Genomic DNA, 18,249 nt, shown 5'->3' with positions numbered 1-18,249 from the left:
TCGTTTCCGCACCTCGGCCGTCATCTACCGCTTGGCCAAGTGTTCGCTCTTGCTGGTTCAATGTAGTCTCCGCGCCTTGTCCTGCGAGGAGTTGGTACGTCGGATCAAGAAAACCGGCTTGAGCTATCTCAACGTTCCTTCGTCAGCCGGCAATGGCGACTGCCTGGAATCGGTGCATTCCAAGCCGCGGTGGCGTGTGCGTTGTGCGGGATGTCAAAACAGCTTGGGCCCGCGGCGGTCGAGTTTCGCCGTCCAGGTCATCAAGGTCGCAGCCGCGATCATCAGCGCGATCCCTGCGAAACTGACAGCGACCTGCATCGCAAAGCCGCCGTAAACCTGCTTCAGCACGACCTGAGCGACGAATGCGAGCGGAACGCTCAAACAATAGATCGGCAGCGAATTCTCGCCGCATCGGATCATCGCCATTATCCCCGGGGTCATCAGCCCGTGCCAGTCATGGCGGAGCAGCCGTGCCGTCATCGCGGCGAGAGCAAGAAAATGAAACAAACGCAACGGCGACAGGCTGCTCTTGTCGATCGGATAGATCAATTTCATGAATTCCTGCGGCAACAAAGCTTCAAGGGCGTGGAAATGCCAGCTCAGTACCACCGCAAAACTGAACGCGAGATAGAGCACCGCAATCGCCATGGCCGTATTCGACTGTACAAAGGATGCCAGCCAAGTGGCATTCGCAGTGGCGTACCAGGCGCCGAATACAAACAGCACCTGCCACGCCAGTGGGTTGAAGTACCATTCGCCGCGCGGCCAGGCCGGCAGGTCCCAATCGAGCAGATGTGCCGCCAGATACAGCAGGAACGATCCCGCCAGCGTGGCCGATGGGGTACGGTTGAGCAGCCAAAGCAACGCAGGAAATCCGCCGTGCAGCAGCACGAACGCCGGCAGCACGTCCGTGTTCACGGGCATGTACTGCAAGAGCAGGATGCGGACGACAGCCGCTCCGGAATCGGCAAAGAACGCGCCGGTGTTGGTGTCGTCGAGATATTCCTTTGTGCCGCCGAGGAGCTGGACCAGCGCGAAATACGCCAACAGCAACAGCAGAAACGCCACGTAAATTTCCCACCCACGCTGCAGCGCGCGGGCGACAGTGGTACGCCAGCCGCGCTCGTGCAGGGCGTTGCCGTAGGCGATCATGCAGGTATAGCCGGACACAAAAAAGAAGACTTCGGTGGTGTCGCTGAAACCGTAGTTGCGCAGTGTCAACCAACTCATGCCATTGTCGGGGACATGATCGAGTAAGACAAACCACAGTGCCAAGCCTCGGCAGAGGTCGAGTCTGAGATCGCGGTGATCGGCGTTAATCGGAACCATGACCGACCCGGCAAAAGACTGTCGATGTCAGGGCAATCGGTATCATATCGTTTGCGTAAATCCGGCGCCGTGTCCAGTCATCACAGATCAAACAGTTACATCATCCGGCGTGTCCTCGAAATTATCTTGGCGCAGATCGGTTTGAAACGAAGCCTCCACATTTCGTCATCGCTAAAGTGCGACAGGCCGATAATTGAACTGATGATGAGAAGGAGTATTGTTAGTTTGATGTCCATGGTCCTGCTCGCAACAAGTGGATGGGATGCTTAACAGCACGCTGGGTCTCGACCGGGATTGCCGATTTTGTAGTCATCTGTATCCCCCCTGGTTGAGCCCTGCTGGTCGTCATATCTTGAAGGGATCAAACGCGGGTCCCTTGACGCGGATCAAACTATCTACGCGCCGCGACGGATACGCTGTCGATAATGATGGTGAGGACGGCAAGCACGATGTACGCCATGGTCCTGACGGCGCCCGGCGCGCCGCTTCAATTTCAAGAACGGGAAGATCCGGCGCCTGGCGCTGGCTCGGTGCGCGTGAAAGTCGGCGCCTGCGGTGTCTGCCGGACCGATCTGCATGTGGTGGACGGCGAGCTGCCTGGCATCCGCTATCCCATCATTCCGGGCCATGAAGTGGTCGGTCGGGTGGAGAGCCTCGGCGCTGGTGTAACGGCCCTTAAAATAGGCCAGCGCGTCGGCATTCCCTGGCTTGGGTACACCTGCGGCGAATGTCCCTACTGCAAAAGCGGGCGGGAAAATCTCTGTGATCGTCCGCTGTTCACCGGCTATACCCGCGACGGCGGCTTTGCCACGCATCTCGTTGCCGATGCCCGCTATTGCTTTCCGCTCGGGGAGGCCGGCGATGACGTCGCCATCGCGCCTTTGCTGTGCGCTGGCCTGATCGGCTGGCGCTCGCTGGTTATGGCGGGAGAAGGCAAACATCTCGGCATCTTCGGTTTTGGCGCGGCCGGGCACATCATTGCCCAAGTGGCTCGCTGGCAGGGGCGTTCGGTCTACGCGTTCACGCGCACGGGCGACCTGGAAGCGCAGGCTTTGGCGAAATCCCTTGGCGCGTGTTGGACAGGAGCATCGGACGAACAGCCGCCGGTTCCGCTGGACGCTGCGATCATCTACGCTCCGGTCGGCTCGCTGGTGCCACTGGCGTTACGCGCGGTACGAAAAGGCGGCCGTGTGGTCTGCGCCGGCATTCATATGTCGGACATTCCTTCCTTCCCCTACAATATTCTCTGGGAGGAGCGACAACTTCTTTCGGTAGCCAACCTCACGCGAAACGATGGGGTCGAATTCTTCAAGATCGCGGCGCAAGCGGGTATCAAGACGCATACGACGGCCTTTCCCTTGCGCGAGGCGAATGAGGTTCTGACAAGACTACGGTCGGGACAGATCACCGGTGCGGCTGTGTTGCAGCCATGACAGCGGGACAATCTGCCATTGCTGCCGAAACCGAACGTCAGGGGCGGGTGCTCGATTTTCTCGATGCGTTGGAATTTTGCGCTGCCAGGGGAGGCAAGCGCATCGACACGCATGCGTCGGTCGTTTTTCTCGGCAACGACCGAGTGCTCAAGCTCAAGCGCGCCGTTCGCCTGCCTTTCCTGGACTATTCTACGCTCGAGAAACGGAAGAACGCCTGCGAGGAGGAACTGAAGGTCAACGCGGGCAACGCGCCGGAGCTCTACCGGCGGGTCGTCGCCATCACGCGCGGCCCGGATGACAGCTTTGAAATCGGCGGTTCGGGGGCGCCGGTCGAATGGGCGGTCGAAATGGTGCGTTTTGATGAACGGCAAACACTTGAGCGCCTCGCCGAGGCGCACCCGATCGACCCGTCCCTCGCGGCCGCCCTTACCGACACGATCCTGCGGTCGCACGAGAAGGCGCCGCGCACGAATGGCGAAACATGGCTCGCCTCTATTCCATCGATCATCGATCGCAATACCGCCAGGTTTCATGCGGCGGGGGAGCTTGCCCCCGCCGCCATTGATCAGCTCGATGCCCGTAGCCATGACGCTTTCGAAAGCCTGGGCCCGCTGCTGAACCGGCGCGCCGCACAGGGCTTCGTCCGGCGTTGCCATGGCGACCTCCATCTCGCCAACATCGCGCTGGTGGACGGCCGGCCGCTGCTATTCGACGCCATCGAATTCGATCCGGTCATTGCGACGACGGATATCCTTTACGATCTGGCTTTCACGCTGATGGACCTCCTTCATTTCAAAAGCGAGGCCGCCGCAAACGTCGTCTTCAATCGCTACCTTGCAGCAGGGGCGGACGAAAATATGGACGGTCTCGCCGCGTTGCCTTTGTTTCTCTCGATGCGGGCAGCCATTCGAGCGCATGTCCTGTTTACAAAGAGCGAACGCGCGGCGCACGGCGAGGCGGCGCGCCGCGAGGCCAAACGTTATTTCGATCTGGCGGGACGTCTGGTTGCGCCGAAGCCGCCGCTGCTTGTCGCGATCGGCGGCTTGTCGGGAACGGGGAAGTCGGTTCTGGCCCGGGGGCTTGCGGCGATCATCGAGCCGCCGCCTGGCGCCGTCATTGTTCGCTCGGACATCGTTCGCAAGAACCTGTTTGGTGTGAGTGGGGAGACCACGTTGCCGGGAACGGCCTACCAGCCCGGCACGTCGGTTCGAGTCTATGAGGCGCTCTCCGAAGCTGCGCGGCGGGTTCTCGCCCAGGGCTGCTCGGTCATCCTCGATGCTTCCTTCATGCAGGAGGATCGGCGGACAGCACTTTCCCGTTTGGCCCGTGAGCACAAGGCGCGCTTGGTGGGTCTGTTTCTGACGGCGGATCTTTCGACCAGACTGGCGCGGATCGCGAGCCGTAAGAACGATGCGTCGGACGCCACGCGGGATGTCGCCATGACGCAGGAGGACGCTGAAATCGGCGCAATGGACTGGTCGGTGGTCGATGCTTCGGGGGCCCCTGAAGAAACGTTGCGGCGAGGCACCGCCTTTCTCCCTGAAAGCGGAGAGGCATCGGACAGCGGCACGTGATACGAGCCAGCCAAAGCGACCGGACCGAAGGGCCAAAGCCTGCGCAGCACCTGAGGAAAGTCCCCGCAACGGTGGCCCGTCTGGATTGTGCAACAGCGTTCCAGAGGATCGCACTGGGCTGCATCGCCAATATAAAGGCGCATCACGGCAGCGCCTGCGCCGGTGATGCCGAAGCCGTTCACCAGATACGCATGGCCATCACGCGGTTGCGGGCAGCCGTATCCTTCTTTGCTCCGATGACGGTCGACGCGGTATGGCCAAGGATCAAGAGGGAAATCGCCTGGCTGAACGCGTCGCTCAGCGCCGCGCGCGATAGCGATGTCGTTATCCTGTACGCTCAACGCAAGCGGTATCGGGCATGGACAGGCCAGGCCGGCCAGCAAAGTCTCGATCAACGCAGGATACAGGACCATCGCCGTCTCGCTCGCTCCCTGCGCTCAGGCCGGTTTCAGCGCTTCATGAAGGCATTGCTGCGCTGGATTGAGAGCGGACCATGGCTTGTAGGTTCGGCTCGGAACGCGCGCGACGAGCGTGCCGAACCGCTGCAGGCCTACAGCGAATGGAAACTCAAGCACTGGCATCGGCGGCTGGTCCGCAAAGGGCATGATCTCAAGACGATGGAGGCGTCGCGCCGTCACCGTCTAAGGATCAAGGTCAAACGCTATCGCTACATGCTGGAAGCGCTGATGGAAAATCTTCCGTCACGCCGCCACGCGAAGATTCGTCATGCGCAAAGAGCGGCGAAACGCTTGCAGGGCGGTCTGGGTGATCTTCGTGACCTCCAGCGCTTTGGTCATGTCGCCGCGGCGTTATCCGGCGAGCCGGGCAACGGCTGCCCGCCGGGATATGCTGAGCAAAGGAGAGAGTTGTTGGTCGAGGTGGTTACAGCCTGTCGAAGCCTCAAGAAGACCAGGCCGTACTGATCGGGCATTATCAAAGCTCTTGGCGTCGCACGCTCGATCACGGTTAAGGTCTGACGTTGCTTGAATTTGATGTGTATCAAATCCTGTTATGAGGGCGCTCGCTACTCTTGCCGCGATGTTAAAGCGGCGATGTACCGCCGATCGAGAGCGTTGCGACGCATCTTCGAACGCTTCGGAGTACGCTGATGTTGAAAACCCTGTTGGTTCATATTCCGTCCGAGCGCTCCCCTGGACCGGTGATTGACTGCGCGGTATCGCTAACGGCGAGCCTCGGGGCCCATCTGGACGCCATCGCTATCGGCTATGAAGCCGTTGGCACCGCCGGTCTGGTGGCCGATGGCGGCGCCGCTCTTGTCGCCATGGAGTTTGAGTACGACCGGGCATTGGAGAGGGCCGAGGCCGCCATCGCCGTATGCGAAGCCGAGGCGACGCGCGCGAATATCGCACATGCTTCGCGCATCCTCAGCGCAGGTCCTGCCGAGGCCGCAAAAACCATGGGGGTCATTGCACGGCTCTACGATCTAACGATCGTCCTGCAGCCGGATTACTCCCGACCGGGCTTCGACGATCGTGTGCCGCAAGAAGTTCTTTTCGATTCCGGCGGGCCCATGCTGATGGTGCCTTACATCCACAAGGGACCTCTCAACGCCCGCAACATTGGAATCGCCTGGGACGGCAGCCGATTGGCTGCCCGCGCCCTGCGGGATGCAATGCCGTTCCTGACCGAAGCCGCGACCGTCACGGTGATTGCCGTCAACGAAAATCGCGACGTTGCTGTTGATGCGGGTTTGGCTGAGCTTGCGGTTCAACTGACGCGCCGGGGAATCCATATTCGCATCGAACGGCTCGAGGCAGACGGGCCGAATATTCATGACGCCATCCTGTCGACCGCGGCCGATAACGACATCGGTTTGTTGGTCATGGGCGGATATGGCCATTCGCGACTGAAAGAACGTGTTCTCGGGGGCGTCACAAAAGGCGTTTTTGAATCGATGACGGTACCCACATTGATGTCGCATTAATCCGCAGCGGCCGTCATTTGTGGTTGCGCGGTTCCTGTCAAGCGAGGCGCCGAGGATAATCCGGATTTCGATCAGATCCCGCTAGTCCATTTGGAAGCGGCGAAATATCGTCAGCTTGATCGCATCCAGTACGAATGCAAATACTGCCGCAGCGGCGAATATACTGAGCACGATCGAAACCGGCAGCGGCGCCATCAAGGTCCCGGTGACCGCAAGCGTCGGAATGATCAACAGATCGGCAATTGAGCACACGATCACGATGTTACTCGGCCTAGACGACCAGAGATGACGCCGCTCGCGGACGACGTAGTACAGCGCCTGGCCGCTGAACACGAGCGTCACCAGCGTCAAGGTCCTGAGCGTCTCGATGTCGAGACGCAGATCGTATTTGCCGATCGCCAGCACGCTGACACAAAACGCAAGGTCGATAATACCCATGAGTGTTCCGGCCAGGGTCAGACGCCCGATACGCCAGCTATTCGGCCGGGAAGACGGTCGAACATTATCCGTGGTCGACGACATCGCCAGAAAATCACCGGTGATCATGGATATCACCATCAGCATCGGTGTCAGGATGGCGTGATCGGTCATCACAAGGCCGGCCGCAAGAAACAGGATCTGACGCACCTTGTGGATGATTGATCTTAATGTGTAGGTCAGTATCCGCTGGAACGCGACGCGGCCGGCTATGACGGAAGCCTGAATTCCGGCGAGCCCCGGTTCCATCAGCACGACGCCGGCGGCCGATTTCGCGACATCGGTTGCGGTCGAAACCGCGATCCCGATTTCCGCCTGCCGCAGCGCGGGTGCATCATTGGCGCCATCGCCGCACATCCCGACTTTATAACCGGCTTTCTGGAACGCCTTGACCAGCGTGAATTTATCTTCGGGAAGGACGCCGGCGAAGACGGCAAAATCCTCTGGCCGGATCTCGGCCGGAATCGATCCGGGCGGGCAGATGCCGCCCTTGATGCCTACCGCCTGCGCCACCACGGCAGCCGTCGCCGCAGCATCTCCGGTCACCATCACGACAGGGACGCCCAGATCGTGCAGATTAGCGATGCAAGCTGCCGTGTCTGTTCGAGGCGGATCGCTGAGAGCAATCAAACCGGCCAGCCGCAAGGGCGATCCGGAGCCGACTGCGACGCCCAGAACCCTGAAGCCCCGCGCTTCAAGCTCGGCAGCCTTCGTCGAAGCGGTTACCGACGGTTGCGAAAGCTCTGCCACCTTGGCAAGCGCGCCTTTCACGATCCGCACCGTGGCGCCGGTTGCGTCGATCGCAGTCGCCTCCGCCATCTTCGTAGCCGGGTCGAAGGGAATGAACGCCGTCAGCTTTGGAAAATCCTCTGGAGGGTTTCCGATAGCCGCCGCGCGAACCGCGGCGTCCACGGGATCCTGCCCGGCGTCGGAACTTGCAAGCCGCGCCAGCGATACGACGTCCGCTTCGTCGAAACCCGCCATCGGAACGATCGCCGTGACCGCCAATTCATTCCGGGTCAATGTCCCCGTCTTGTCCACGCAAAGAACGTTCATGGTCCCGGCTTCATCCACGGCCGAGAGGCGCGTCGGCAGAACACCCTTTTTCGCCAGCGCCTGTGCGCCGATCGCCGTGGCGAGCGTGAATGTCGCCGGAAGAGCGACCGGAACAGAGGCCAGAACGGCAATGAGCGCGAGCGGAATGATCTCGCCCGCGGTCATGTGGATCATAAAGGCATAGGCCACGAGGCCTGCCGTCAGGACACCGTTGATTGCGGCGAGGTAAATCACGATCTGGAGCACAGCCTTTTGCTGCGAGCTCGCAACATAAGCCGTCCGGACAAGCTCCGCGGTGCGCCCGAATCTGGTTCGCGTTCCTGTTGCCGTGACCTCGGCTATCGCTTCCCCGCGGCGGACCAGCGCCCCGGCATAGGTATCCGATCCCGACGTCGCCTCGATTGGCATAGACTCGCCAGTCAGCATCGACTGGTCGAGCAGGACCGTTCCTTCGGCAATCCGCACATCGGCGGCGACGACGCTGCCGAGCGTAAGCTTGACGACGTCACCCGGCACCAGTTCGGCGGCCGGCAGGATCGTCCAGCTTCCATCGCGGCGCGCCACCGCGTTTAACGCGAGCCGGGATTTGAGTGCGGCGATAGTGGCCTGCGCGCGCCCTTCCTGAAAATATCCCAATGCGGCATTGAACAGCAGCAGCAGGGCGATGATCGCTGCCTCGACATATTCGCCCAGCACCAGCTGAAGGACGATAGCCGCTTCCAGCAGGCACGGCACCGGCGCGATAAATTTGCTCAGTATCAGTCGCAACGGATGCTGAACGGCATCTGCCGTGGTGTTCAGCCCGAATTCGCACGTGCGGTGGCGGGCCTCTTCATTCGTCAGGCCGCGAAGCGAGGCGGGATGGCTATCGGCAGCGGCGCTGCCTCTTCCAGATTTTTGTCCAGCCGGCTGTCGAGCGTTTAACATCGGATCCTCGCCCGGCATCTCCGCTGCTGTATAGCGCAATCTAGTGCTTGTTTTGCGGCGCAAACACCTGATCGCTGAATGGCGATATGTCGGGTACCCGTATCACGATGTAGTCGCGTTCCATCGACCGATGGCAAGCGTTGCAGCCAGCCGTCAATTCGTCGACGGCTTTCGAAAACCGGCGGCCATCCCTGGCCTCGATCGCGTCGGAGATCGACTGGACGGGTTCTCCCATCGTGTTGACATTGGTGGCCGGAATGCCCGTATACATCGAGGCGGCTTCGACCAGACCAGCCTTGAGCTGGCCAAGCTCATAGGCCGCGAGCCCCCAATTAGAAGACTTGCCGGCAAACCACAACTTCATGTGTCGCGTCTGGATCGCATTCATGATATCGCCGAGCCGCGGAACGTACTGCCCGTCGGCAGCGGCAGTCATATCGGACTGGGCAAGAGCGATCGGCGTCAAGGCGAAAGCCATGAGCAGCGTCATGATCCGTGTGCGCAATCTCATTCGAACCTCCCATGTTTCCAATCGGTACCGCCGACGGACCCCGACAGAATACTGATTTGAGAGCTAGCGCTTCAAGCCCTTCGGAAACTTGCGCTGGATCAAGGGTGCAGCGCCTGCCTCAGACGTTTTCTCGCAATCCGCTTGACGCTGATCAATCTGCCGGCCGGAACCGCATGAGAGAGTTTAATTGTGCCTTTACCCGGAGAAAAGATATGCTGATGCACCTGCCGATTGTGATATTTGCTTCGCTGCCTTTCACTACCGTCGCCGACACCGTGCCGAAATTCGATATTGCGCGCGAGTGCCGCGCCGAAGGCGGCTCGGAGACGACACAGCAAAGATGCGCGCAGGACGAGGCGAAGGCACGCGACGATCTTCAGCCGCAATGGATACAATTCAGCGCTGCCGACAAGGGCAATTGCATTCGGGAAACCAGCATCGACGAGACCCCCAGTTATGTCGAATTGCTGATATGCCTGCAAATGGCAAGAGATGCCAAAAAATCCGCTGAGTGATCCGCCGACCATATTGATCAATGGCAGTCAGTTCATGACTTGGTCAGGTGGGTGAGGGTCGATCGAGAGATGAGGCGCCAAGCCGTGATGTGGTAGGGGGCCTGCGGTAAACGACGCGATCGTCACGGTACCATCGTTACGGTACCTGGGAGTGCTTTCGAAATGCGTCGGCGTCGCCGAATTCGGCAAAGCGGTCATAGCCCTCATGTGCTGCGATAACGCGACGGGCGTGTTTGATCGGACACCAGTATTGCTCGGTTCGGCCGGCGATCTCACGGGCATAGGCTAGAAGTCCATTGCCGTAAGAGCAATACGCGCAATTTATCTTCTCAAGAAGGTTAAGATAGGCGAGGTGATAGCGGTCGAATATCAGGTAATCGCTACGCCTGACTTTTTCGATGCCGTACACCGGAAAGCAAATCGCCTGATAGATCGTAACGAAAATATCCAGCAGCACGAACGGAATGATCAGAGAATAGATTACCGGTGCTGTCACCACATGCATCACGCCGGCATTCAAGACGTAGCGCGCAAGGCCCACCCGCAAGGCCTTGTGCGCGCGCAGGACCTCTTCCTCGAAGCGCACTCTGCCGCTGCGGAGCGTATAGTTGAGTTTGGCCCGGCGGATCGCGAGCTCCGCCTCGAGCTCGTCTTGGAGCGACCTTATCTGTTCAGCAAGCCGCTCGATGGTTGAAGACATTCCAGAATATTTCCGTTGTAACAGGTGTGGAGAGCCCAGTATTTCCGGTCGGTCAGGTTAGCTCGCTTTTTCCAGGTCGTCGTCTTCGGGAGAGTTCAGATACATCCCCGACATGGTATCGACCCAGCACAAATGGTCGTGGACCTTCTTTACCCCGGCAACGTTCTCCGTGCCGACAATCGCAGCTTCCCGGGAGCGTTCATCGGTAATGATGCCGTTCAGATGGACGATACCATCCCGCACGACGACGCTGAGGCCGAACGGACACCAGTCGTTCTTCTCGAGGGCATCGATGACACGGTTGCGAATGTGGTCGTCGTCGGCGGTTGGATCGGGGATCTCGCGGGCGAGGCTCGCGACCGCCTGTAGGAGGTTGGCGCGCGATACGATTCCGACGACCTTGTCTCCGCGTGTTACCGGCAGGCGTTTGACGTTGTTTTTCTCCATGAGTTGCACGATCTTCTCGAGTTCCGTTTCCTCGTCGATGGTAATCGGTTCCGTGGTCATGACCTCCGCGATCTTGCGGCCGTGCTCGTGAACAAAATCGCGGGCTGCTTTGCCGGAGCCGAGAATGAACTTGAGCCATCGGCTGCGCTTGCGCTGTGTGCCGATTTCGCTTCGCCGAATGAAATCGCCTTCCGAAACGATGCCGACGAGCTTGCCGGTCCCATCGACCACCGGAAGACCGCTGACATGCCGCCGCAGCATGATGTTCGCGGCCTCGAGGATCGTGGTCTCCGGTGTAACCGATATAACAGGGCGGGTCATGATCTGATGGGCGCGCATTGGAGCCTCCGTAGGTTCGGGATAAAGCTGATTTTGCGAGGATATTCGCCCCGGTCTGTCGCCGGTTGACCCAAGTCAAATGGGGCAACCGTTTCATCGAATTGATTCAGCTCAATGCGAGAAAGAAGTAAGGGCGTATCATTCGAGCAGAATGTAAGAATGAGGTCTGACATGACAGCTCTTTCCGAGCCGGACGCCATCGCTTCCAAAGAATCGCCGGTGAATGCCGAAAGCCGAATTTCCCTGGCGAACAAGCGCGCGTTGCATCTTATACTCGGCGCGCAGAAGATGATGCTGGAGGAGGCGATTTTCGTCGGTAATGAGGCGTTCGATCGTGCTCTGGCAGAGATACGCTTGTTCACGGAATTCGCTTCAAAAACGGCCGGCGCACATTCTGTTCAGGATATCAGGACGCTCGGCGAGCAATGCGGCCAGCACCAGATCGATTTTGTTCGCCGCGACTGTGAGCGGATTCTCAAGCATGCCGAGCGGATGATCGAAACCACGTCGAACCTGCTCAGCAGCCGGCCGCAGAACTGAATGGCGGATATGAAAGCTTTCACCGGACGAAAAGCGGACGAGGTGAGTTTCCATGCGACAGAAAGCGACTTCACCTAAACCGGGAGTACCGAGATTACCGTGTCGGGCGCATGACCCGGACTACGAAGGCCTCCGGGCAGGAGTCCCGGATAAGCCCGGCGCTGAGCGCGACTGTGACTCTTGCCCGCCCCAGCGGCCGAAGGACTAAGCGCGGATATCTCAACTTGGATAAGCCACCTCGCGCCCGATCGGAGGTGAGGTTCACGTTGATCGGTGAAAATCTTCGTCCAGTTCTGGGTGCTGGATCGCCTCATCTTCCAGTTCTTTTGACAACAAGTCCCCGCGGGCGGACGTAACATCCTCTCCCAGCCGGTGGCGTGCCACATTGCGAATTCTTGCAGCGATCTGGGGATTACGCTCCATGAGAATTTCAAGGTCAGCGGCATCGAGGACAAGCAGGCTCGTTGGCTTCGTCGCGGTTACCGTGGCTGAGCGCAGGGTGCGGCGAAGGGCAGCGATCTCGCCGAAGAAATGACCGGCGCCAAGCCGGATCTTCTTGTGCGCGAGCCTGATCTCGACCTCTCCCGCGGCAATCAGGTACATGGAGTGAGCCGGCTCTCCGCGCTTGACAATGATGGAGCCGCCTTCTGTTTGTTGGGCACGTAACAACGTCATGATATCGGCGATTTCGGCCGCCGATAGTTCACTGAAAAGCGGTACGCGTGCCACGAGTCCCCAGGTAACGACAAAATCCCTGCGGTGGATTTCATTCGAGAATGCCGTGGCGACGATGCCGATTGGCAGTGCAACCATGCCCAGACCACAAAAAATGGTGGCAGCAGCCACGATCCGTCCGAGCACGGTGACGGGTATGATATCGCCGTAGCCGACCGTACCGAGCGTAACGACGGCCCACCACATGGCGTCGGGTATGGTGCCGAATTTATCGGGCTGTATGGTCCCTTCGATCGAATGCATTATTGTCGCGGCGAAAATCGTCATGCCCATGAGAATAATGAAACATCCGGCAAGCGCTCGGCGCTCGGTGTAGAGCGCGTCATACAGCGATCGTATGCCGGGAGAGTAGCGTGTCAGCTTGAGGAAACGGGCTATCCGGAAGACCAGCAGAATTTCGAGATCGGGTGTGATCAGAAAGGCCAGCCAGAACGGCAATACCGCCGCGAGATCTATCAACCCCGCGATACTGGTGATGAAGAGCATTCGCGCCCGGATCGGCGCGAGATGACGCAATGGCGCATGCTCGACTGCGATCCAGACCCGGATCCCGAATTCCACAGAAAATACGACAAGAGCGATGTTTTCGATTGTTGTGAATACGGCCCCATATCTCGCCTTGAGGTCCGGCACCGATGCCAGGATGATACCGAAAAGGCTGATGACGATAAGGAGAATGATCGACCAATTCACGAGTCGGCTCGTGCGGTCGCCGACCGGCCCGTACTCCATGATTTCATAGAGGCGATGGCGCAAAGCCTTCACCTTTTCTGCCGGAGATTTTGGCTTTCGTGCTTCTTTCGCAGAGGACATCTGCTGGTTCATTCCTTTGGGATGAAGGCGCCTGCCGGGGCGAACCCGCCTTTCAGGAAAAAGAAGCTTCATCCCGATCGACAACGGGCAGGCTACCTGTCTAGATCTCGAAGCGGCCGGCTTCCGACCGGCGGTGAGCCGCGCGGCTCGAAATACCGAGGACGCTATAAGCTGGACAGCTCCTGAAGAACGCGGTCAGGAGCAGCACGAATCCAGTCAATCCGGCCCAATGCCACCCCTGAACGGATAGGCCGTCCTGGAACGCAAATGCAACCAGCGCCAATCCCAAGACGATCCGCACGTACTGATCGATCATTCCTATGTTTTTCGGCATGATGCTGCGCCTCCGTGAGATGATGAGGAAGACTTCCATGAGATGCCGGTGAAGCGCTTGATCTGTCTCAATACCGCCCATTGCGGCAAGGAGAATCTACCGGGAGCGTGGCAGCTGAAACCGTCATCGGTCGGCCACGGCGCCGGGATAGATGTTGCGACAGACGGCGCGGTGATGTGCTGAGACTTTTGAGCTTTGAATCCTTCGGGCCAGTCTCGGCCGAGCTATTGAACCCATGTCGACCTATCGTCTGAAAAATTTGCTTTCGCCGCGCTCGGTCGCGCTGGTCGGCGCGAGCCCTCGGCCGAACTCCGTCGGTCGGGCCATTCTCCGGAATATTCGTGCGGCGAAATTCAGAGGCGAATTCGGGCTGGTGAATTCGCATTATGCGGAGATCGACGGAATGGCTGCGGTTGGCAGCCTCGACGACCTGCCGTTCGTTCCGGAATTAGTGGTAATCACTGCGCCAGCGAAGGCGGTCGCAGGCATCGTCGATGACGCTGGAAGATTGGGTGCGGTGGGCGTCTTGATCATCACCGCCGGGCTCGGCCAGGGTGCGGGTTCATTGGCGGAACGAGCAGAGCATACCGCGAAAAAATATGGCATGAGGCTGATCGGACCCAATGGCCTCGGCATTATGATGCCTGGCGCCGCGCTTAACGCGAGTTTCTCCGCGCACATGCCGTGTGTTGGAAATCTCGCGCTGATCTCTCAGTCAAAGGCGGTCGCCGCCGGTATGGTCGACTGGGCGGCGCAGCGCGCGGTGGGCTTTTCAGGAATCGTCTCTGTTGGCGATCAGCTCGACGTTGATGTTGCCGATTTGCTGGATTACTTCGCGCTGGACGCGAAAACGCGGGCCATTCTGCTCTATGTCGAGGCGATCAAGGACGCTCGCAAGTTCATGTCCGCGGCGCGCGCCGCCGCTCGAATCAAGCCGGTCGTCGTCCTCAAATCCGGCCGCATGGCGCCAGGTGCGAAGGCCGCGGCGACCGATATTGGCGTTCTGGCCGGGTCGGATGCGGTCTACGATGCAGCGTTCAGGCGTGCCGGCATCTTGCGGGTATCGGATCTTCGCGAGCTTTTCGACTGCGCCGAGACGTTGGGGCGTCTCGCATCGCCTGCGGGAAAGCGGCTTGCGATCCTGACCAATGGCGGCGGCATCGGTCTGCTCGCGGTCGATCGGCTTGTCGAACTGGGCGGAATTCCCGCTGACATCACCCGCGTCATCCGAGAGAAGCTCGATGCGGTATTGCCGCCGACGTGGTCGAGGTCAAACCCGGTGGAGATTGTCGGCGACGCCGATGCGGCGCGTTATGCGTCGGCGCTTGAGATATTGCTGGCTGATCCCGGCAACGATGCCATCCTGGTCATGAACGTTCAGACCGCGATCGTTGCCGCTGACGACATCGCGGCTGCCGTGATCGGCGTGGTCGAGAAATATCGCCGGGAGCATCAGGAGTCCGCCAAGCAGGTGCTTGCGGTCTGGATCGGTGCGGACCGGAAAATGGGTGATTTGCTGAGCGCGGCCGGAATTCCCAACTACGCCACCGAGGATGATGCGGTACGGGGCTTTCTGCATCTGGTGCGGCATCGGGAGGTGGTGGAGGCGCTGGCGCAGGTGCCTCCGGCCATGCCTACGTCGTTTGTGCCTGATGTCGAGGCCGCTCGGGCGATCGTTGCGGCGGCGCTCGCCGATGATCGCCACTGGCTTGACCCGATCGAGATCAAGCGGCTGCTTCAGGCCTATGGGATCGCGATGGTGCCGACGTTTGCGGCCGCCGATGCCGAGCAAGCCGTCACCCACGCCCAGGCGCTGCTCGCGCAAGGCGTGACTGTCGTGCTGAAGATTATGTCGCGGGACATCGTTCACAAATCAGACGTCGGCGGCGTCGTGCTTAATCTCACCAGCGCAGAGGCCGTGCGGGCGGCGACGGCCGATATTGTCGCGCGGGCAAAAGCGCTTCGCCCGGAGGCGCGGATATCCGGCGTGATCGTCCAGGCGATGGTGGTGCGGCCGAAGGCGCGCGAACTCATTCTGGGTATCGCTGACGATCCGACCTTCGGCACCGTCATCGTGTTTGGCCGCGGCGGTACGGCGGCCGAGATTATCAACGACAAGGCGCTGGCGCTTCCGCCGCTGGACCTTCGACTCGCCCACGACCTGATCGGGTGCACCCGCGTGTCGCGCCTGCTGCGCGCTTACCGGGACGTACCCGCCGTCAAGCCGGATGCCGTGGCGATGGTTCTGGTCAAGCTGGCGCAAATGGCTGCGGACATTCCAGAGATTCGCGAGTTGGACATCAATCCCTTGCTGGCGGATGAGACCGGCGTTCTCGCGGTCGACGCCCGTGCCGCAATCGGGCGCGCCGAGCGAAAGTTCGCGGGCTCAAGCCCCGCCAATTTCGCGGTGCGACCCTATCCGTCGCAATGGCAGCGGCACATCGAAGTGAAGGACGGCTGGCGAGTGTTTGTACGTCCGATCCGCCCCGAGGATGAGCCGCTGATCCATGAGCTTTTGCGGCAGGTCACCAGCGAGGACCTTCGGCTGCGGTTCTTCGCGTCGATGAAGGAATTCAGCCACGCGTTCATCGCCCGCTTGACCCAGCTCGACTATGCCCGTGCGATGGCGTTTGTCGCGTTCGACGAAGCCACCAACGAGATCGTTGGCGTGGTGCGAATACACTCGGATTCGATCTATGAGACCGCAGAATACGCGATCCTGCTCAGATCGGATCTCAAGGGCAGGGGGCTCGGCTGGACCTTGATGCAGTTGATCATCGAATACGCCAGGTCCGAAGGACTCAAGACCATCTCGGGGGATGTGCTTGCCGAAAACTCGGTGATGCTTGCGATGTGCCGGGACCTTGGGTTTGAAGTGAAGGCAGATCCGGACGAACACGATATTTGCGTCGTGAAGCTCATGCTCTAGAGATATCGAGACCGAACGGTCGGATCAAATATCTATCGAAGCGTCGTTTCAGATCGGTTCCTGAACCAGACCGGCAATGCGCTTATCAGCACCAGAATCACTCCGCCGAGGCCGGCCAGTTCGATCGCCTTCAGCATGAACGCGAGCTCGAGATGTGGTTGCGGCTGGTCGGTGTCGGCGATAGCGACGACATCGGGAACGAGAATGGCGCTCGCCGCGTAGGCGACGCCAGCAATGAGGGCGAAGAGCAACGCACCTTTCAGATAGGGGAACATTGAAATCGTCTCCATCGGTTTTGCTCAACGGGAAAGCGCGGAACCACGACGATATTGATCTTGAACTCGTGGACGCGAGACCGGCACGTCGTTATCAACCTTGTTCTGCCGAAGGGGCGCTGGCCGGCTGCGGCTTCCTCAGGCTCTTGATGATGATCGCGATCAGCGGCCAGCAGCGGCAATACGCCGCTCAGCGGATGGTGCATCGCTCCGGATAGCTGCGATTGCAGCGCACGCGCCTCAAGCTGCAGCGCCTCGACCGAGGAGCCGTGGATTTCGGTTGCAAGCTCCAGTTCGCGCGTCGCCGGGGGCCTCGCGGCAATCACGAACAGTGCAGCGGCAATCGCAAAGTTGACCGCGCCGAGGATGGCGGCCGCGGTGATGGCGTTCCAGATCTGCACCAATGCAAAATAGGCCGACAGCTCCAGCATCAGGAGACCGAAGGCTGCGATCAGCGCAGCGAACGCCCTTAATCCGAGGCCGACCAGCAGGTGCCGCATTCGGATATCTGCAATGATCCTGTCGGTCCGCCAGAGCACCCGCAGGTTCTTGACGACGTTCTCCGTGTTCATCTCAATACCTCCGCAGCATGAAACCGACGACGACGCCGAGCGCGAATGCCGAAGCAAGCGTGGTGACCGGACGATCCGATATCAGGTGATCAACGTGGTCTTCCTGTTCAGCCAGCGTCTGGCCCAGTTCATTCAAGGCGGCCTTGATCTGATCCGCCAGCGATTCGGCGCGGCTCCGGGAGGCATCGAAGATCCCGTCGCCTGTCGTGTTCAGAAGGCGCGAGACGTCGCTTTTGAGCGCGTGCAACTCGTCTGCCAGATTGCTTGTCGCGAACATTGCACCTCATCCTCCTTGCGTGGCTCGTTGAGCTTTATGCGCCTGTGCGGCGGTGCCATTGATTTGCGTCAAGCGCCTCGCACGGAGCGTGTCCGAAGGCTTCCGGTTAAGTACGTAAGGGAGGCGGCTTAAGCGATCGCCCGAAATTGCGGATCCGGCCATTGCAGCCATACTTTCTTTCTCAGGCGGACGGCGAGTTGGCCGTAGCTTGCGGTGCGGAGAGGCTGCCATGAATCATTCATTTTACAGCGTGGATCGGACCACTCATCTGAAAATCGTGATTCTGGCGCTGCTTGCGGCAATAGCTATCGCCGGAATTTCGACAGCCGCTCGTCTGGGTGCCGCCTCGGTTGAATCCTCGCGGATCACGACGGCCGGAGATGGCAGGCCGGCGATGGCGACAATCCGGACGACCGGTCCGGCCTGAGCGGATCGACTGCGCGCCTTCAATTTCTGGTTCGCCTGCGAGGGGCCTGTGTGAGCCCGCTAAACTCCACACAAGCCTGCGGCATCGCCATCGG

17 protein-coding genes and 1 pseudogene are annotated in these 18,249 nt (G+C 59.9%); 8 read left to right on the top strand and 10 right to left on the bottom strand.

The window, feature by feature from the left end:
- Positions 1 to 213 precede the first annotated feature (213 nt).
- Positions 214 to 1,329, bottom strand: coding sequence for an OpgC domain-containing protein (locus BLV09_RS11210; RefSeq protein ID WP_146687329.1), 1,116 nt, complete (start codon positions 1,327 to 1,329; stop codon positions 214 to 216).
- 449 nt (positions 1,330 to 1,778) lie between these two features.
- Between BLV09_RS11210 and BLV09_RS11205 the strand changes: the two genes are divergently transcribed.
- From BLV09_RS11205 to BLV09_RS11190, 4 genes are all read left to right on the top strand, one after another.
- Positions 1,779 to 2,762 (top strand): zinc-dependent alcohol dehydrogenase family protein, encoded by a 984-nt coding sequence (locus tag BLV09_RS11205; protein ID WP_146691068.1) that lies wholly within the window; start codon positions 1,779 to 1,781, stop codon positions 2,760 to 2,762.
- Positions 2,759 to 4,336: an AAA family ATPase gene (locus BLV09_RS11200; protein ID WP_146687328.1), complete on the top strand. Its 1,578-nt coding sequence runs from the start codon at positions 2,759 to 2,761 to the stop codon at positions 4,334 to 4,336. Before BLV09_RS11205 ends, BLV09_RS11200 begins: the two co-directional genes overlap by 4 nt.
- Entirely contained in the window at positions 4,333 to 5,259 is a 927-nt protein-coding gene (locus BLV09_RS11195; RefSeq protein ID WP_349536751.1) for a CHAD domain-containing protein, read from the top strand. The genes BLV09_RS11200 and BLV09_RS11195 overlap by 4 nt, the downstream gene beginning before the upstream one ends.
- Before the next feature lie 185 nt (positions 5,260 to 5,444).
- The gene (locus tag BLV09_RS11190; RefSeq protein WP_146687326.1) at positions 5,445 to 6,281 is read left to right on the top strand and encodes a universal stress protein; all 837 of its coding nucleotides are present in this window, start codon (positions 5,445 to 5,447) and stop codon (positions 6,279 to 6,281) included.
- Between the two features lie 81 nt (positions 6,282 to 6,362).
- On the opposite strand, the gene BLV09_RS11185 is transcribed toward BLV09_RS11190, so the two are convergent.
- Complete coding sequence (locus BLV09_RS11185) at positions 6,363 to 8,741, bottom strand: HAD-IC family P-type ATPase (RefSeq protein WP_146687325.1); 2,379 nt, start codon at positions 8,739 to 8,741, stop codon at positions 6,363 to 6,365.
- 40 nt (positions 8,742 to 8,781) lie between these two features.
- Positions 8,782 to 9,252, bottom strand: coding sequence for a hypothetical protein (locus BLV09_RS11180; RefSeq protein WP_146687324.1), 471 nt, complete (start codon positions 9,250 to 9,252; stop codon positions 8,782 to 8,784).
- 212 nt (positions 9,253 to 9,464) lie between these two features.
- On the opposite strand from BLV09_RS11180, the gene BLV09_RS11175 reads away from it, so the two are divergent.
- Positions 9,465 to 9,767 (top strand): hypothetical protein, encoded by a 303-nt coding sequence (locus BLV09_RS11175; RefSeq protein WP_146687323.1) that lies wholly within the window; start codon positions 9,465 to 9,467, stop codon positions 9,765 to 9,767.
- Between the two features lie 136 nt (positions 9,768 to 9,903).
- On the opposite strand, the gene BLV09_RS11170 is transcribed toward BLV09_RS11175, so the two are convergent.
- Both BLV09_RS11170 and BLV09_RS11165 read right to left on the bottom strand, forming a co-directional pair.
- On the bottom strand, positions 9,904 to 10,467 hold the full coding sequence (locus BLV09_RS11170) for a hypothetical protein (protein WP_146687322.1): 564 nt from the start codon (positions 10,465 to 10,467) through the stop codon (positions 9,904 to 9,906).
- A gap of 57 nt (positions 10,468 to 10,524) precedes the next feature.
- Complete coding sequence (locus tag BLV09_RS11165) at positions 10,525 to 11,253, bottom strand: CBS domain-containing protein (RefSeq protein WP_100380969.1); 729 nt, start codon at positions 11,251 to 11,253, stop codon at positions 10,525 to 10,527.
- Positions 11,254 to 11,424: 171 nt separating this feature from the next.
- On the opposite strand from BLV09_RS11165, the gene BLV09_RS11160 reads away from it, so the two are divergent.
- Positions 11,425 to 11,793 (top strand): hypothetical protein, encoded by a 369-nt coding sequence (locus BLV09_RS11160; protein ID WP_244549043.1) that lies wholly within the window; start codon positions 11,425 to 11,427, stop codon positions 11,791 to 11,793.
- A 261-nt stretch (positions 11,794 to 12,054) separates the two neighbouring features.
- Here BLV09_RS11160 and BLV09_RS11155 read toward each other — a convergent pair whose 3' ends face one another.
- Both BLV09_RS11155 and BLV09_RS11150 read right to left on the bottom strand, forming a co-directional pair.
- Positions 12,055 to 13,353 carry a cyclic nucleotide-gated ion channel gene (locus BLV09_RS11155; RefSeq protein WP_244549042.1) on the bottom strand — a complete coding sequence of 433 codons (1,299 nt, stop codon included), beginning with the start codon at positions 13,351 to 13,353 and terminating at the stop codon, positions 12,055 to 12,057.
- An 88-nt stretch (positions 13,354 to 13,441) separates the two neighbouring features.
- The gene (locus BLV09_RS11150) at positions 13,442 to 13,675 is read right to left on the bottom strand and encodes a YgaP family membrane protein (protein ID WP_146687321.1); all 234 of its coding nucleotides are present in this window, start codon (positions 13,673 to 13,675) and stop codon (positions 13,442 to 13,444) included.
- Positions 13,676 to 13,910: 235 nt separating this feature from the next.
- Here BLV09_RS11150 and BLV09_RS11145 point away from each other — a divergent pair, with 235 nt between their 5' ends.
- Positions 13,911 to 16,604, top strand: coding sequence for a bifunctional acetate--CoA ligase family protein/GNAT family N-acetyltransferase (locus tag BLV09_RS11145; RefSeq protein ID WP_146687320.1), 2,694 nt, complete (start codon positions 13,911 to 13,913; stop codon positions 16,602 to 16,604).
- A 32-nt stretch (positions 16,605 to 16,636) separates the two neighbouring features.
- Here the strand turns inward: BLV09_RS11145 and BLV09_RS11140 are convergent, their stop codons facing one another.
- From BLV09_RS11140 to BLV09_RS11130, 3 genes and pseudogenes are all read right to left on the bottom strand, one after another.
- Positions 16,637 to 16,894, bottom strand: a complete 258-nt coding sequence (locus BLV09_RS11140) for a hypothetical protein (protein ID WP_146687319.1) — start codon at positions 16,892 to 16,894, stop codon at positions 16,637 to 16,639.
- A gap of 79 nt (positions 16,895 to 16,973) precedes the next feature.
- Positions 16,974 to 17,451, bottom strand: a pseudogene (locus BLV09_RS11135) (phage holin family protein).
- Between the two features lies 1 nt (position 17,452).
- The gene (locus BLV09_RS11130) at positions 17,453 to 17,728 is read right to left on the bottom strand and encodes a DUF883 family protein (protein WP_146687318.1); all 276 of its coding nucleotides are present in this window, start codon (positions 17,726 to 17,728) and stop codon (positions 17,453 to 17,455) included.
- A gap of 229 nt (positions 17,729 to 17,957) precedes the next feature.
- Between BLV09_RS11130 and BLV09_RS11125 the strand changes: the two genes are divergently transcribed.
- A complete protein-coding gene (locus BLV09_RS11125; protein WP_146687317.1) occupies positions 17,958 to 18,155 on the top strand; it encodes a hypothetical protein in 198 nt (65 codons plus the stop codon).
- The last annotated feature ends 94 nt before the right edge of the window (positions 18,156 to 18,249 follow it).

This window comes from Bradyrhizobium canariense (genome assembly GCF_900105125.1).
GTDB lineage: Bacteria > Pseudomonadota > Alphaproteobacteria > Rhizobiales > Xanthobacteraceae > Bradyrhizobium > Bradyrhizobium canariense_A.
This window is presented reverse-complemented; position numbering and strand designations above follow the sequence as displayed.